Origin of the sequence: Halorubrum sp. CGM4_25_10-8A (assembly GCF_005435025.1) — an archaeon.
Classification (GTDB): domain Archaea; phylum Halobacteriota; class Halobacteria; order Halobacteriales; family Haloferacaceae; genus Halorubrum; species Halorubrum ezzemoulense.
This window is the reverse complement of the sequence record NZ_SGTX01000008.1, coordinates 1-14,231: the sequence shown is the minus strand read 5'-3', so window position 1 is coordinate 14,231 and position 14,231 is coordinate 1. Positions and strand designations below refer to the sequence as shown.

Annotated in this window: 15 protein-coding genes; 10 read left to right on the top strand and 5 right to left on the bottom strand. The window is 71.2% G+C overall.

Going from position 1 to position 14,231, the window contains the following annotated elements:
* Positions 1 to 161 precede the first annotated feature (161 nt).
* Both EXE52_RS09865 and EXE52_RS09860 read right to left on the bottom strand, forming a co-directional pair.
* On the bottom strand, positions 162 to 1,145 hold the full coding sequence (locus EXE52_RS09865; protein ID WP_049931549.1) for a 5,10-methylenetetrahydromethanopterin reductase: 984 nt from the start codon (positions 1,143 to 1,145) through the stop codon (positions 162 to 164).
* A gap of 2 nt (positions 1,146 to 1,147) precedes the next feature.
* Complete coding sequence (locus tag EXE52_RS09860; protein ID WP_049931550.1) at positions 1,148 to 1,903, bottom strand: coenzyme F420-0:L-glutamate ligase; 756 nt, start codon at positions 1,901 to 1,903, stop codon at positions 1,148 to 1,150.
* A gap of 447 nt (positions 1,904 to 2,350) precedes the next feature.
* Here EXE52_RS09860 and EXE52_RS09855 point away from each other — a divergent pair, with 447 nt between their 5' ends.
* Together EXE52_RS09855 and EXE52_RS09850 are read left to right on the top strand one after the other, a co-directional pair.
* Positions 2,351 to 2,854 (top strand): DUF367 family protein, encoded by a 504-nt coding sequence (locus tag EXE52_RS09855; RefSeq protein WP_086216982.1) that lies wholly within the window; start codon positions 2,351 to 2,353, stop codon positions 2,852 to 2,854.
* A 97-nt stretch (positions 2,855 to 2,951) separates the two neighbouring features.
* On the top strand, positions 2,952 to 3,425 hold the full coding sequence (locus EXE52_RS09850) for a redoxin domain-containing protein (protein ID WP_086216983.1): 474 nt from the start codon (positions 2,952 to 2,954) through the stop codon (positions 3,423 to 3,425).
* Between the two features lie 97 nt (positions 3,426 to 3,522).
* Here the strand turns inward: EXE52_RS09850 and EXE52_RS09845 are convergent, their stop codons facing one another.
* Complete coding sequence (locus tag EXE52_RS09845; protein WP_049931553.1) at positions 3,523 to 3,882, bottom strand: DUF5518 domain-containing protein; 360 nt, start codon at positions 3,880 to 3,882, stop codon at positions 3,523 to 3,525.
* Between the two features lie 139 nt (positions 3,883 to 4,021).
* Here EXE52_RS09845 and EXE52_RS09840 point away from each other — a divergent pair, with 139 nt between their 5' ends.
* The 4 genes from EXE52_RS09840 (at position 4,022) to EXE52_RS18505 (ending at position 8,229) form a co-directional block, all read left to right on the top strand.
* Complete coding sequence (locus EXE52_RS09840) at positions 4,022 to 6,469, top strand: cation-translocating P-type ATPase (RefSeq protein WP_089308115.1); 2,448 nt, start codon at positions 4,022 to 4,024, stop codon at positions 6,467 to 6,469.
* A gap of 63 nt (positions 6,470 to 6,532) precedes the next feature.
* On the top strand, positions 6,533 to 7,510 hold the full coding sequence (locus tag EXE52_RS09835; protein WP_089308116.1) for a hypothetical protein: 978 nt from the start codon (positions 6,533 to 6,535) through the stop codon (positions 7,508 to 7,510).
* Between the two features lie 91 nt (positions 7,511 to 7,601).
* The gene (locus EXE52_RS09830; RefSeq protein WP_049931556.1) at positions 7,602 to 7,901 is read left to right on the top strand and encodes a hypothetical protein; all 300 of its coding nucleotides are present in this window, start codon (positions 7,602 to 7,604) and stop codon (positions 7,899 to 7,901) included.
* 151 nt (positions 7,902 to 8,052) lie between these two features.
* A complete protein-coding gene (locus tag EXE52_RS18505) occupies positions 8,053 to 8,229 on the top strand; it encodes a hypothetical protein (protein WP_167373071.1) in 177 nt (58 codons plus the stop codon).
* Between the two features lie 46 nt (positions 8,230 to 8,275).
* On the opposite strand, the gene EXE52_RS09825 is transcribed toward EXE52_RS18505, so the two are convergent.
* Positions 8,276 to 9,343 carry a type II glyceraldehyde-3-phosphate dehydrogenase gene (locus tag EXE52_RS09825; protein WP_049931557.1) on the bottom strand — a complete coding sequence of 356 codons (1,068 nt, stop codon included), beginning with the start codon at positions 9,341 to 9,343 and terminating at the stop codon, positions 8,276 to 8,278.
* A gap of 184 nt (positions 9,344 to 9,527) precedes the next feature.
* Here EXE52_RS09825 and EXE52_RS09820 point away from each other — a divergent pair, with 184 nt between their 5' ends.
* Positions 9,528 to 10,478, top strand: a complete 951-nt coding sequence (locus EXE52_RS09820) for an aminopeptidase (RefSeq protein ID WP_089308117.1) — start codon at positions 9,528 to 9,530, stop codon at positions 10,476 to 10,478.
* A 386-nt stretch (positions 10,479 to 10,864) separates the two neighbouring features.
* Here the strand turns inward: EXE52_RS09820 and EXE52_RS09815 are convergent, their stop codons facing one another.
* On the bottom strand, positions 10,865 to 11,755 hold the full coding sequence (locus EXE52_RS09815) for a hypothetical protein (protein ID WP_089308118.1): 891 nt from the start codon (positions 11,753 to 11,755) through the stop codon (positions 10,865 to 10,867).
* 117 nt (positions 11,756 to 11,872) lie between these two features.
* Between EXE52_RS09815 and EXE52_RS09810 the strand changes: the two genes are divergently transcribed.
* The 3 genes from EXE52_RS09810 to EXE52_RS09805 form a co-directional block, all read left to right on the top strand.
* Positions 11,873 to 12,856, top strand: coding sequence for a nucleoside recognition protein (locus EXE52_RS09810; RefSeq protein ID WP_049931560.1), 984 nt, complete (start codon positions 11,873 to 11,875; stop codon positions 12,854 to 12,856).
* 58 nt (positions 12,857 to 12,914) lie between these two features.
* Positions 12,915 to 13,079 (top strand): hypothetical protein, encoded by a 165-nt coding sequence (locus EXE52_RS18500; RefSeq protein WP_167373072.1) that lies wholly within the window; start codon positions 12,915 to 12,917, stop codon positions 13,077 to 13,079.
* 136 nt (positions 13,080 to 13,215) lie between these two features.
* The coding region (locus EXE52_RS09805; protein WP_137703716.1) for a CaiB/BaiF CoA-transferase family protein at positions 13,216 to 14,231 on the top strand (1,016 nt) is incomplete at its 3' end.

Sequence of the window (14,231 nt, the reverse complement as noted above, 5' to 3'; positions counted from 1 at the left end):
CGGCGTTATCAGCAGCGATTCTCGATTGTCAGCGGGCGAGAATCCGCCGCCAGCGTGCGTGAAAGCAGTGCGGGCGCCGCCGACGCGGCCCGGAACAGCCCTCGTCGACGCGGCCCGGAACAGCCCCCGTCGACGCGCCTCGGGAACCCAGTCGACGGACCTCAGAACAGCCCGTCGACCGCCTCGGCCGCGAGGTCGACGGCGGCCTCGAGGTCCGGGCCGAGCGGCGAGCCGACGACGAGGCCGTCGGCGTGCTCGGCGACGGCGGCGGCGCGCTCGCGGACGGTCTCGGGGGTGCCCGCCATACAGAAGGCGTCGACCATCTCGGGGGTCACGCGCTCGAAGGCGGCGGAGAACTCGCCGGCCGAGACGCGGTCACCGATCTCGCTCGCGGCGTCGGGGTCGATCCCGTGGCGCTTCAGGACGGGCGGGGCCGCGCCCGCGGCAATGAACGCGACCGGCGGCCGGGCAGCCTCGCGGGCGGCGGCCTCGTCCTCGGCGACCGACACCGCGGCGTAGGCGATCAGGTCGAACTCGCCCCGGCTATCGGGCCTGTCGTCGAGGCCGTCGTCGACCTGCTCGCGGGCCCACGCGAGGTCTTTCGGATGCGAGCCGTTGTACAGGAGGCCGTCGGCGTGCTTCGCGGCCATCCGACACATGTGCGGCCCCTCGCCGCCGACGTGGACCGGGATGTCCGCGCCCTGCGGCGGCTCGTAGTTGAGCCCGGCGTCCGCGGCGTCGAAGGTGCCCTCGTGGTCGACGCGCTCTCCGGCCCAGAGCCGCTGTGCGGTCTTGAACGCCTCCAGCACCGAGCGGAGCCCGCGCTCGTCTTCGAGGCCGAGGTTGGCGAGCGTCGAGGGGTCGCCCGGGCCGAGCCCGAAGACGGCGCGCCCCTCGGAGGCCTCGTCGAGGGTCGCGACCTTCGACGCGAGCGTCACCGGGTGGGTCTCGTAGGGGTTGGCGACCCCCGGACCGAGCCGGACCGAGTCGGTGGCGGCCGCGAGCCGCGAGAGAAACGCCCACGGGTCGCGGTTGTTGTAGTGACACGTCGAGTAGACGGCGTCGTAGCCGGCCTCCTCGGCGCGGACGCCGAGGTCGACGAGGCGAGACAGCTCGTGTTCTGGGGTGAGTTCGATTCCGAGCATGGTTACTCCTGAAAGGTCCACTCCCGCAGGGCCTGCCGGACGAAGTCGCCCTCGACCTCGCGGAAGTGATTGTCCGAGCCGTCGTGGTCGCCGAACTCCCAGTCCCGGACGACGACGACCGGGGTGCCGCCCGCGCCCTCGCCGGCGACGAGGTTGGCGGCGGCGGCGAGCTCGTCGATCACGTTCTGGACGGTGACGCCCATCTCGCGGCCGTCGCGGTCGCGTTCGCCGCGCCAGTCGCGGCTGGCGGGTAGCCCGGCCCAGCCGATCGCGACCCCGCGCTGGCCGTGCCGGAAGGGACGACCGGAGGTGTCGCTGACGACGACGCGGTCGGCCGCGAGTCCGTCGCGGATGCGCTCCGCGCTCTCGGTGGGGCGCTCCGGGAGCAGCAGCAGGTCGCCGTCCGGGACGTTCGAGCGGTCGATGCCGGCGTTGACGCCGACGTGCCCGAAGCGCGTCGCGGTGAGGAGGAACGGCGCCTCCATGACCAGCTCCGTCGACTCCTCGATGACCGCCTGCGCGAAGCGCGGATCCTTCTCCTCGTCCGCTATCTCGGCGAGCCGGTCGGCGACCTCGCGGGCCCGGGGGCCGGCCGGGAAGTCGTCGAGGTCGAAGACGCGTCCCTCGGCCTTCGAGACGACCGTGCTGGCGACGACGACCACGTCGTCCTCGCGGAGGTCGACGCGCTCGCCGATCATGGCCGCGAGGTCGTCTCCCTCCCGGATCTCCGGGAGGTCCGGAACCGCGAACAGCTCCATACGATCACCTGCGCGGCGACGAGGAAAAACCCCGCCGGTACCGGGCCGGTTTGACGGTATCGGGACGAAGCGGCGGAGTCCGATTCGCGGCGGACTGGCGAATAACTGGCGCGTTAAATCAGGCACAAAAATAGCATTTGCTAAAACATTCGTTGGTATAATATCGAAAAACCATGTTTATATAAGGACAAAGGGCGGATAATAGGTATTTCAGCCAAAATTTTTTACACACCGAGTAAATACTGTAAAACGCGATGAAGGAACTGACAACCGAAGGCGAATCGGCTCCGATCGGGACGCGGACGCGCGTCCCCGAAGAGGCCGACGACGGCGAACCGATCGTGACGCAGACCCGCGCCCCGTGACGGCGCGCGGGCGTCGACCACCCGCATTTTTTCTGCCGACGGCGTCCGTACGGCTTATACGCGACTCCGTCGAACGCCAAGTGTGGACCTCCACGTCCGGTACGAGGGCGACGACGACCCCGACAAGTGTACGGCCCGGAAGCTCGCGCGCTTCGACCTCGCCGAGCTCCACCGCTCGGACCGAGCCACGCCGTATGGGGTCGTCCTCAACCCCCACGCCGAGCGCGCGCTCTCGCCCGTCGACGCCGAGCGGGCCGCCGAGACCGCGCTCGTCGCGCTCGACTGCTCATGGGAGTCGGCGGGCGAGAAGATGTTCTCGCTCCCCGGCGAGCACCGCGCGCTGCCCTACCTCGTCGCCGCCAACCCCGTGAACTTCGGCCGTCCGATGCGGCTCACCACCGTCGAGGCGTTCGCCGCGGCGCTGGTGATTCTCGGCGAGCGCGACCGCGCCGAGCGCGCCCTGTCGAAGTTCACGTGGGGCGAGACGTTCCTCGAACTCAACGCGGAGCCGCTCCGCCGGTACGCCGACTGCGAGGACTCCGGCGAGATCGTCGACATCCAACAGGAGTACCTCGACCGCGAGTGACTCGGTGCGGGTTCGGCCCGAGACGGTAGCGGGCCAATACCGGCACCGAACGAGGTCGCGACAAGGCTTTTGCGTGAATCAGCCGTATCGAGAGCCGATGGTATCCACAGGCGACGACGCACCCGCGTTCACCGCGACGGTCGGCACGAGCGATCACGAGCCGTTCGACCTCGACGAGGAGATCGGCGACGGGCCGGTCGTGCTCGCGTTCTTCCCCGGCGCGTTCACGCCGCCGTGTACGAACGAGATGATCGCCTTCCAAGAGCGCGCCGACGCCTTCGCGGAGGCCGGCGCGACTCTCTTCGGGATCAGCGCCGACTCGCCGTTCTCGCAGGGCGCGTTCCGCGAGGAGCACGGGATCGAGTTCGACCTCGTGAGCGACATGGCCGGCGACGCGATCCGCGCGTACGACCTCGAGATCGACATCGCCGAACTCGGCCTCCACGGCATCGCGAACCGCGCCGTGTTCGTGATCGACGACGACGGCGAGGTCGTCTTCGACTGGGTCGCCGACGACCCGACCAACGAGCCGGACTACGAGGCGGTCCTCGACGCCGTCGAGAGCGCGTGAATTCCGGTCGCGGGGCGGCCGGTCCCGTCGCGTCCGCGGTTCTATTGTAATAAGATACCGGAGCCCCGCAGCGACGGACCGCTTCGAGCCGATCCCGCTATCCGAGGACGCCGCCGATAGCACCCGCAAGCGCCGAGTCGACCGCGAACAGCAGCGTCAGGAACAGTCCGACGACGAGGACCCCCGCGCCACCGAGCAGGCTTCCGAGTGGGCCACCGGCCAGTCCGACGAGGCCGCCGAACGCGGCGAGCAGGAGCGTGACGGCCACGCCACTCACCGAGCCCGCGAGCAGGCCGTGCCAGAAGCCGGAGAGCAGCCCGCCGGCGGCGACGTAGCCGGCGACGAACCCGCCGATGAGTCCCGCGCCGACGTGGCCCACGACGGGGACGAGCGTGGCCAGCAGCCCGGCGATCAGCATCACGACGAAGCCGTAGCCGACGGCGCGCCAGTCTGTCATACCCGCGGGTAGCCGGCTCGGAGGTAAATACTTCCTCGTCGAATTTGTTTACTTCGAATCTATTTTTATTAATCTCTTATAAAATAATGCCTCTATGTGGTAGCTAGATTAATAACGCTCCGGGAGCGACGTTCAGCTAATGAGCGAATCGAACCCGACAGCCGATCCCGACGAGTCGGACGGGAGCGCGCCGACGGGAGCGCAGCTCCGGCTCGCGGTGCCGGACATGGACTGCTCGTCGTGCGCGGGGAAAGTCGAGGGCGCGCTCGATCGGGAGGGCGTCCGCTCGGTCGACACTCGGCCCACGACGGGCGTCGTCGTCCTCACGTACGATCCGGAAGCGACGGACGTGGAGGCGCTGACGGCCGCCGTCGAGGGCGCGGGGTACGCGGTCGCGGATGCGGAGTCCGACGGCGTCGCCGACGGCCTGTTCACGAGCCCCCGCGCGATCGCCACCGCGGTCGGCGGGGCCTTCCTCGCGGTCGGGCTCGCCCTCGAGTGGCTGCTCCCCGGGCTCGACCCGACGTTCGCGACGATCGGCGGCGTCGGCTTCCTCGGGCCGTGGGCCGTCACGGGCGCCTCGGTCGCGTACCTGCTGGCGGTCGGGGTCGCCGGGCCGCCGATCCTCCGGAACGGGTTCTACTCGCTGCGGGGGGTGAGCCTCGACATCGACCTGCTGATGAGCGTCGGGGTCGTCGCCGCGCTGCTCGTCGACCTCCCGTTCGAGGCGGCGACGCTCGCGGTGCTGTTCTCGGTCGCCGAGCTGCTCGAACGCTACTCGATCGACCGGGCGCGCACCTCCCTCCGCGAGCTGATGGAGCTGTCCCCCGACGAGGCGGTCGTGATCCGGGACGGCGAGGAGGAGACGGTCCCCGCCGAGGCCGTCGCGACGGGCGAGCGGCTCGCGGTGCGACCCGGCGAGCGCGTCCCGCTCGACGGGGTGGTCCGCGAGGGCTCCGGCGCGGTCGACGAGTCGCCGATCACCGGCGAGTCGGTCCCGGCGGAGAAGGAGCCCGGCGACGAGGTGTACGCCGGCTCGATCAACGAGGCCGGCTACCTCGAGGTTGAGGCCACCGCGCCCGCCGAGGAGTCGACCATCGCGAGGGTCGTCGACCTCGTCGAGGCCGCCAACGGCGAGGAGACGCGCGCCGAGCGGTTCGTCGACCGCTTCGCAGGCGTCTACACCCCGATCGTCGTGGTCGGCGCGGTCGCGACCGCCGCGCTCGGCCCCGTCCTCGTCGGCGGCGGCGCGGAGACGTGGTTCGTCCGCGGACTCACCCTGCTCGTCGTCGCGTGCCCCTGCGCGTTCGTCATCTCGACGCCCGTCAGCGTCGTTTCCGGCGTGACCGCGGCCGCCCGGAACGGCGTCCTGATCAAGGGCGGCGAACACCTGGAGGCGGCCGGCGACGTCGACGTCGTCGCGCTCGACAAGACCGGGACGCTCACGCGCGGCGAGCTGTCGGTGACCGACGTGGTCCCCCTCGGCGACCGCGAGGCCGACGACGTGCTCGCGTGCGCGACCGCCATCGAGCGACGGAGCGAACACCCGGTGGCGGAGGCGATAGTGGTGCGGGGCACTGACACCGCCGGTTCCGAGGCCGCCGGTACCGGGTCCAGCGACGAGACCGAGGTCACCGACTTCGAGACGCTCACGGGCGAAGGCGTCCGCGCTGATATCGACGGCGAGACCCACTACGCCGGCAAGCCCTCGCTGTTCGAGGACCTCGGTTTCGACCTGAGCCACGCCCACGTCCGCCCTGACGGAGGGGTGGTTCGGGAGCGCGACGACGCCGACGACGCTGGCGGAGACGGAGCGCGCGGGAGCGAGGCGAGCGCCGCCGCGGAGCCCGAGCCCTGCGACCACGGGCAGTACCTCGACCTAGCGAGCGAGACGATTCCGCGGCTTCAGGCCGAGGGGAAGACGGTCGTCCTCGTCGGGACCGAGGCGGAACTGGAGGGCGTCGTGGCGGTCGCGGACACAGTCCGTCCGGAGGCGGCGTGGGTCGTCGACCGCCTCCACGAACTCGGCGTGGACCGGGTCGCGATGCTCACCGGCGACAACGAGCGGACCGCGCGGGCGACCGGCGACCGCGTCGGCATCGACGAGGTGCGCGCGGATCTGCTCCCCGACGAGAAGGTCGCGGCGGTGCGTGAGCTCGCCGCCGAGACCGACAGCGGCGTCGCGATGGTCGGGGACGGGATCAACGACGCCCCGGCGCTCGCGGCGGCGGACGTGGGGGTCGCGATGGGCGCCGCCGGCACCGACACCGCCATCGAGACCGCGGACGTGGCGCTGATGGCCGACGACCTGACCAGGCTCCCGTACGTCGTCGACCTCGCCTCGCGCGCGAGCTCGACGATCCGAACCAATATCGGGGCCTCCCTCGCCGTGAAGGCGCTACTCGCCGCGGGCGCTCCCCTCGGCTACGTGAGCGTCGCGATGGCCGTCGTCGTCGGCGACATGGGTATGAGCCTCGGCGTCACCGGGAACGCGCTCCGGCTCGGCAACGTCGAGCCCGCGGAGCCCTCCGGGGCGGCGACGGACGCGGCCGAGCCGAACGCGGACGCCGCCGCGTCGGAGCAGTAGCCGGTCAGTCGACCCGGAAGCCGGCCTCACGCTTTTTATTACCGCGGCGGTAACTGCGCTCGTATGCCCTCCGAGCGCGGGACGCCCTCCACCTCCGAGGAGGCGATGGACCGCACGGAGTCCGCGGAGGTCCGGGCCGACCCCCACGGCGACCGGAGCGTCTCCGAGACGGTCGCCGAACCCGACCCGATCGAGTGGGGGCCGGTCCGCCACGAGCGACTGCGCTCGCTCGCGATCGGGGTGTCAGTCGGAATCGCCGGCGCGGTCCTCGTCGTCTTCGGCACCGTCGCCGCCGGGGGGATCGCGGGTATCGCGTCCGGCGACCTCGCGGTCCCGAGCGTCGGGGCCGAGGCGATCGCCGTCGGGGTCGCGCTCTTGCTCGCGCTTCTGCTCGGTACCGTGCCGGTGCTGTACGCCGTGTACCGCGAGAGTTCGGTCGGGGAGCCGTCCGTCGCCCGACTGCGCGAGGCCGCAGAGACGCTTCGGCCCGGCTGGACGCTGGCCGGGCTCGGCGCGGTCGTCGCGGCGGCGCTGGCGCTGCCGACTGACTTCCTGCCGGCCCTCTGGCCGGTGTTCTGGGCCGTCTGGTTCGTGCCGGCGGTCGCCGAGTCGTCGGGGGTCGCCGTTCGGCTCGACCCGGCCGAGCGGGCGATCGCGCGGACGTATCCGGCGCGCGACCGGACTCGGAGCGACGACCTCGGGGCGGTCGTCAGGACGCGCCGGATCGACCTCCCGTGGACGACGGTGTTCCTGCTCGCGTACCGGGGGAACGCGTGGTTCCGGTCGACGCCGTGGCTGTTCGTCCCCCGCGACCGGGCGGACGCGGTCGAGTCCGCGCTCGGCGCGGTGCTGGCGGAGAGCGACGGGCCGGACCGGGCGAGCGTCCCGGAGCGGCTCACCCTCGCGACGCTGGGATCGTCCTCGCTCGTAGTCGGCCTCCTCATGGCCGTTGCGGCCGGCGAGGGAGCGGGCGGACTGGCGCTGGCGCTGCTCACGGCCCCGTTCTCGCTGCTGTTCCTCGCGCTCGCGGCGCGGTTGTGAGTCGCCCGCGGAGTCGACGCAACCCCGTCGCGACACCGGACCTGACACCCCCTACCACGCGACTCATATACCTGCGCACCCAAACTCGTTCATGGACAGACAGCGTCTGGAACGCGCGCTCGAAGACGAGTTCGGCGGGACCGAGGCCGAGCGGCGGGCCGTCTCGCGGGCGGCCCGCGACCTCGTCGACTCCGGACGGCCCTCCGAGGACCGCGGCCACGGCCTGACCGTGACGGGGGTGATCGGACACATGGAGGACGCGCCGGACGACTCCTCGCTGGTGGAGCGGTGGAACTGGTGGATGGGCGCGCTCGATGCTGCCTACGGCGGCTACGACTACTTCACGGTGCGGTTCGTCGAGGACGACGAGGCGACCGGCCTCCGGCGGTAGGGCGACAGCGGACCGCCGAGAGGGGCGACAGCGGACCGCCGGCGGCGAGCCCGACTGTCCGAATCACCGGCGAGCGGCAGCGGATCGTCCACTTTCACTTTCACTCCGCGGATGGCTCGGTTATAGGAGCGTTCCGGGCCGAACTAGGTGTATGAGCGCAGTCACCGCCGACCGACCCCGGTACGCGACGCCCACGCGCGTGGACATCACCGACTGTCGAACCGACCGCCTCCCGGACCGAGTCCGCGTGAACCGCGTCGACGGGAGCGAGGTCCACCTCGAACGCCGCGGCGGCCGGACGTTCCTCGTCACGCGACCGACCGAGTGACGGCGGCTTCCGGACGGTAGCGACCGAAAAGACCGCGACTACGGCGTCAGTCGTCGGCCGTCAGTTCCGCGCGCGCCGGCCCGTCGTTCCCGAGCCGACTTTCGAGACCCACGCCGAGCGTCTCGTTCGTCCGCGCCACCGACTCGGCCGCGTCGACGTCGGTCGTCATCGCGCGGATCGCGTCGACGTTCTCCGGGACCACGTCGGCCTCTTGGTGGACGTTCTGGAAGAGGTACAGGTCTCGCCCGGTGACGCTGATCGACTCCTCCCAGACGCAGTTCTCCCAGAGGTCGCCGCGGGGCCGCCCCGCGTCGGCGGCGTACTCCTTCAGCGCGCCCGCGCCGTCGATGCCCGCGGCCTCCGGCACGAGGAAGATCCGGTCCTCGTCGGCGAGGAGGTCGCGGACGGCCCCCGAGTCGGGGTCGCTCTCCAGCGTGACGTTGACGCTGTGGGTGTGCATCCCCGTGACCGGCGCCTTCAGCGCCGCGGTGTCGACCGGCAGGTCGGGAAGAATCTCGTTCACGTCCGGACCGTGATGAGAGGGGACCGCCGCGGGGTCGGGAACGATGTCGTTTATCGGGCCGCGGTCCGTCTCGCTCGGATCGCCGCCGCGGCGCACGAGCGTGACGCGCGCCTTCTCGACGCCGTAGGTCTCGTCGAGCGGCGCGAGCAGCCGCGAGAGCGCGGTCGTGTTACAGGAGACGACGCGGACCGCGTCCGCGCCGCGGGCCGCCTCGAACCGACCGCGGGCGTTGAAGGAGGCCTCGGCGACGGCGGCGTCCTCGCCGCCTTGGAAGATCGCCGGCGTGTCGTGGGCCTCGTAGACGGGCGCGTTGCGCTCGCCGACGCCGGAGGGCGCGCAGTCGACGACGACGTCGACGGCGTCGAGCAGGTCGCCGAGGATCCCGGACAGGTCGACGCCGGCGGCCGCGAAGTCTTCGACGCGGTCCTCGACCGCCGCGTACAGGTCGTAGCCGCGCCGCGCCGCGGCCTCGACGCCGTAGTCGGGCGACGCCTTCGTCACGCCGACGAGTGTCATGTCCGGCTGGGCCGCGACGGCGTCCGCGACCCGTTTCCCGATCGTGCCGTAGCCGTTGACGCCCACGCGTATCATATCTGCCCCTCGCTCGGGAATCGGTATAATCTTTTCGAGGTGGGTGAAATGAAATTAACTACCCCACGAGTAATCGATCGGTTAATTCGACGCCGATCGGCACCGGACGTAAATAATTCAATTACGGAATAGAGTAAACTCAGCGATGACAAGGCCTAACGCCCGGCCGAACGGAGACGCTGGCATGGCAGCCGATCTCTCCGACGCCGCGACGACCGCGGTCGAACAGTGTCTGAACGTCGCTCCCGACGAATCGGTCGCGGTCGTCACCGACGACGAGCGCGAGCCGATCGGCGAGGCGCTGTACGCGGCCGCGAGCGCCGTCACCGACGACGCGACGCTCCTCCGGTACCCCCCGACCGAACAGCACGGGACGGAGCCGCCGGCACCGGTCGCGGCCGCGATGGCGGAGGCCGACGCCTTCCTGGCCCCGACGACGAAGAGCCTGAGCCACACCCGCGCCCGCGGCTCGGCCTGCGACGCCGGCGCGCGCGGCGCGACGCTGCCCGGGATCACCGAGGACGTGTTCACGACGGGGCTCGACGCCGACTACGCCGCCATCGAGGCCGCCTGCGACGACGTGCTGGGGCAGATCGGCGACGCCAGCGAGGTCCGCGTCACCGCGCCCGCCGGCACGGACATCACCTTCGAGGTCGGCGACCGCGAGTGGCTCGCCGACACCGGCATGGTCCGCGACCCGGGCGATTTCTCGAACCTCCCCGCCGGCGAGGTGTTCGTCGCGCCCGCGAGCGCGACCGGGACCTTCGTCGTCGACGGGACGATGATGCCCCACGGCCTGCTCGACGACGGGCGGGAGCTGGCGTTCGAGGTGGAGGACGGGTTCGTGACCGAGATCGCCGACGACGCGATCCGCGCCGACGTCGAGGCCGCCGCCGACGAGGTCGGCGACGCGGCGTACAACCTCGCGGAGCTCGGCATCGGCACCAACGGCGGCGTTGCGGAACTCGTCGGGTCAGTCCTCTTAGACGAGAAGGCGGGCGGGACCGTCCACATCGCGATCGGAGACAACGTCGGGATCGGCGGCGAGACGGACGCGCCGCTCCACCTCGACGGGATCATCCGGGACTCGACGGTCTACGCCGACGGGGACGAGATCGACCTGCCGAGCGCGTGAAACGTCCGTGAGCGAAAATATTCCCCACTTACAAACTATCGAGGCGCTGGCGCGTGCCGACGAGCGGCCGCCATCGGCGACCGCGAGACAGCACCGCGCGAGGGAGTCGGTGGGTCGGAGCGAAGCGGAGAGCCACCGACGAGGCTGGGGAGGCGTGAGGTGCGGTGCGGGGCGGGATTCAAACGGGCAGCCGCGAATCGGGCGCAGGCGAAGTAAGGACCGCAGAGAGCGAGCGAAGCGAGCGACTGAGGACCACAGCGAGCGTGCGCCCGATTCGCGGCTGGGGCTTTGGGAGTATTCACCGCCGACCTGCTGAATCCCGTTTATAATCCGACGGGGAATTTGGAGGGAGCTCCCACCGAGCCGTCAACATCGACGTACTCTGCCTATTCTACGACCGCGAGCGCCACGCCCGCCACGTCGCGAACGCCGACCACCTGGTGTCGCCACCCGTCGCCGGCGTCGACGCAGAGCGTTCCCGCGTCCGTCACCCCGACCGAGACGCCGGGGCCGTAGCCGAGCGCGACGGGCGTCTCGTCCACGGGCAGGTCCGCGGGCGTCCACGTCTCCTCGCCCCACTCGCCGGCCCCGTCCGAGTGAACGAGCAGGTCACCGCCGACGACCGCCATCGCGTGCCCGTCGCCGTCGGACGCGACCGCCTCCGCGACCGCCTCCCGGGCCGTCATCCAACCGTTGCCAAGCCAGTAGAGCCCCGCACCGGTCGCCGCGAGCGGCATCCCGGCGCCGGCCACGTCGCGCGCGTCGTCGAGGCCGACGTCGGTGATGCCGCGCTCACCGACCCGGTACACCGCCTTCGCGCCAGCGACGAGACCGCCGTCGACCGCGCGCGGGTCCGTGACGGTTCCGATCCGCGTCGTCGACGAGACCGTCGCCTCGTCGCCCTCCCCGACGTTGATGCGCTCGATCGCCCCGTCCTCGCGGGCGACAAGGAGCGCGTCGTCACGGTCCCTCGCCGCGCCGACCGCGACCGCCGGCTCGTCGTCGACCGACTCGAACGCCGGGTCGTCGCCGACCGCGGCGACCGAGAGCCCGTCGGGCGTGGCCGCGACGGCGAGGTCGGGGCCGCCGCCGCGAGCGAGGACGGTGACATCGCGGGCGGGGTCGCGGGCGACCATGTCGAACGCGCCGACCTTGTCGGCCGACAGCGAGACGCGGACGATCCCCGTCCCCGTCGCGACGTAGGCGTCGGTGCGGCCGGCGCTGCCCGCGTACACGCGCTTTTCATCGATCGAGATGTCATCCTCGGCGGGAGCCATCGGAGGGCCGTTCTCCGCGGCGGGACATAAGCCCCGCGCGGCGGCGCGCGTTCCGACCCTCCGGGAACGCCCGCCCGTTCCGACGGCCATTTGAGCGCCCCTCGCGTACGCTGATTCGTGCAATCGGTCGCCGCCGAGTTCTCGACGCTGCTCGCGGAGGTGGCCCCCCGACTTGCCCGGATCACGGCGTTCATCGCGGGGGGCGTCTTCGCCGCCAACGTCGCCGTCGCGTTCGGGCTGGTCCGGTACGTCGCCGGGCTCGCGGGGTGGCTCACCCGACCGGCGAACCTCCCGGACGAGGTCGGCACGGCGATCCTCACGACCGCGGCGTCGACGACCGCGGGCTACGCGACGCTCGCGGAGTTCCGCGAGTCGGGGCTGCTCGACGACCGCGCGACGCTCGTCGCGGTGACGATGAACACGTTCTTCGGCTTCGTCCAGCACGTGTTCACCTACTACGTCCCGGTGTTGATCCCGATCCTCGGCGTCACCACCGGCGCCGTCTACGTCGGCGCGCGCGCCGGCATCGCGCTTTTGATCACCGTCACCGGCGTCGTCGCGGGCGGGTTCCTCCTCTCCGAGTCGAACGTCGACCGCGCCGCGCTCGCCGACGTCGAGGCGACCGGGCCCGAGGACGACGACCGTACCGACCGGGAGCGCGTGCGCGACGCGGCCGGGAAGTCGTGGCGGACCCTCCGGCGGATCGTCCCGCGGCTCGCGGTCGTGTACACGCTGGTCATCTGGCTCGTCACGACCTACGACGTGGCGGCCCTGACGAGCGTGGCGGAGCCGATCACGAGCGTGCTGGGCCTGCCGGGTGCCGCGGTGCCGGTCATCGCGGTGTTCACGCTCGACACGACCGCGGGCGCGGCGACCCTCGCCGGGACGGAGGCCGGGATCTTCACGACGCGGACCGCGGTCGCGTCGCTGCTCATCGGGAGCATCCTCTCGTTCGCCGTTTCCACGTTCCGGCGCTCGATCCCGTTCCAGTACGGGATCTGGGGGCCTTCGTTCGGGACGAAGGTGATCGCCGTCAACACCGCGCTCAAGCTCGTCTTCATTTCGGCGACGGTCGCGCTACTGCTCGCGCCGGTGTGGTGACAGGGCCGGCGGAGCCCGAATCAGTAGGTTCAACACCGGCCCGGATCGATCGGCGCACATGGCGCTCGAAAAGGACGTGGACTGTCCCGACTGCGGCGGGTCTCGTTCGTTCTACCGGACCGCGGCGATGACGCTTCACCTCGGCGAGAAGACGAAGTGGCGCTGTCCCGACTGCGGCTACGGCTACGTCGAGATCGACGGCATCGACACGCTTCCGGCCTGACGAAACCGTTCGCCGGCGCCGCCTCCTCGCCGGCCCCGGGTTTCCGTCCGCGACGCCGCCGCAACACTCAGTACCCCCGGGACTGACCCGGGACACATGAACCGAATTCGGCGACGGTCCGCGGGGGTGAACGCGCGTGGTCGGTGAGGCGCGCGATCCCGACGGCGACACCGGACCGCTGGATGGCGTCACCGTGCTGGACCTCTCTCGCGTGCTCGTCGGCCCGTTCTGTACCATGCAGCTCGGCGACCTCGGCGCCGAAGTGCTCAAGATCGAGCGGCCCGGACAGGGCGACCAGACGCGGACATGGGTCCCGCCGGCGTTCGGCGAGGGCGAGGGCGAAGAGAGCGCCTACTACGTCAGCGTTAACCGGAACAAGCGGTCGATCCAGTTGGACCTGACGACCGAGTCGGGGCGCGCGGTCGCGCGGGACCTCGCCCGCGAGGCCGACGTGCTCGTCGAGAACTTCCGGGTCGGTAAGACCGCCGAGTGGGGCCTCGACTACGGCGACCTCGTCGACGAGAACCCCGGGCTGATCTACTGCGGCATTTCCGGCTACGGCGAGTGGGGCCCCGACCGCGACAAGCCCGCCTACGACATCATGATACAGGCGCGGGGCGGGTTCATGTCGTTCACGGGCGTCGAGGACGGCCCGCCGGTCCGGATCGGCGTCGCGCTCGCCGACGTCGGCGCGGGGATGTACGCGACGCAGGCGATCCTCGCGGCCCTCCTCGAGCGCGAACTCGGCGACGGCCGCGGCCAGAAGATCGACGTGAGCCTGCTGGACGGGCAGGCCGCCTGGACCAGCTACATGGCGACGAACTACTTCGCCAGCGGCGAGCCGCCGGGACGGATGGGGAGCAAACACCCGAACATCGTCCCGTATCAGGCGTTCGAGACGAGCGACGGGTGCGTCGTCGTCGCCTGCTCGTCGGACCCGTTCTGGCCGCCGCTGTGCCGCGCGATCGACCGCCCGGACCTGCTCGCGGACGAGCGGTTCGAGACCAACGAGGGCCGCGTCCGCCACCGGGAGGAGCTCGACCGCGAGCTGAGCGAGACGTTCGCGTCCATGACGACCGCCGAGGCGACCGCGGTCCTGGAGGAACACGACGTGCCCGCGAGCCGCGTCCGCGACGTGAGCGAGGTGTTCGC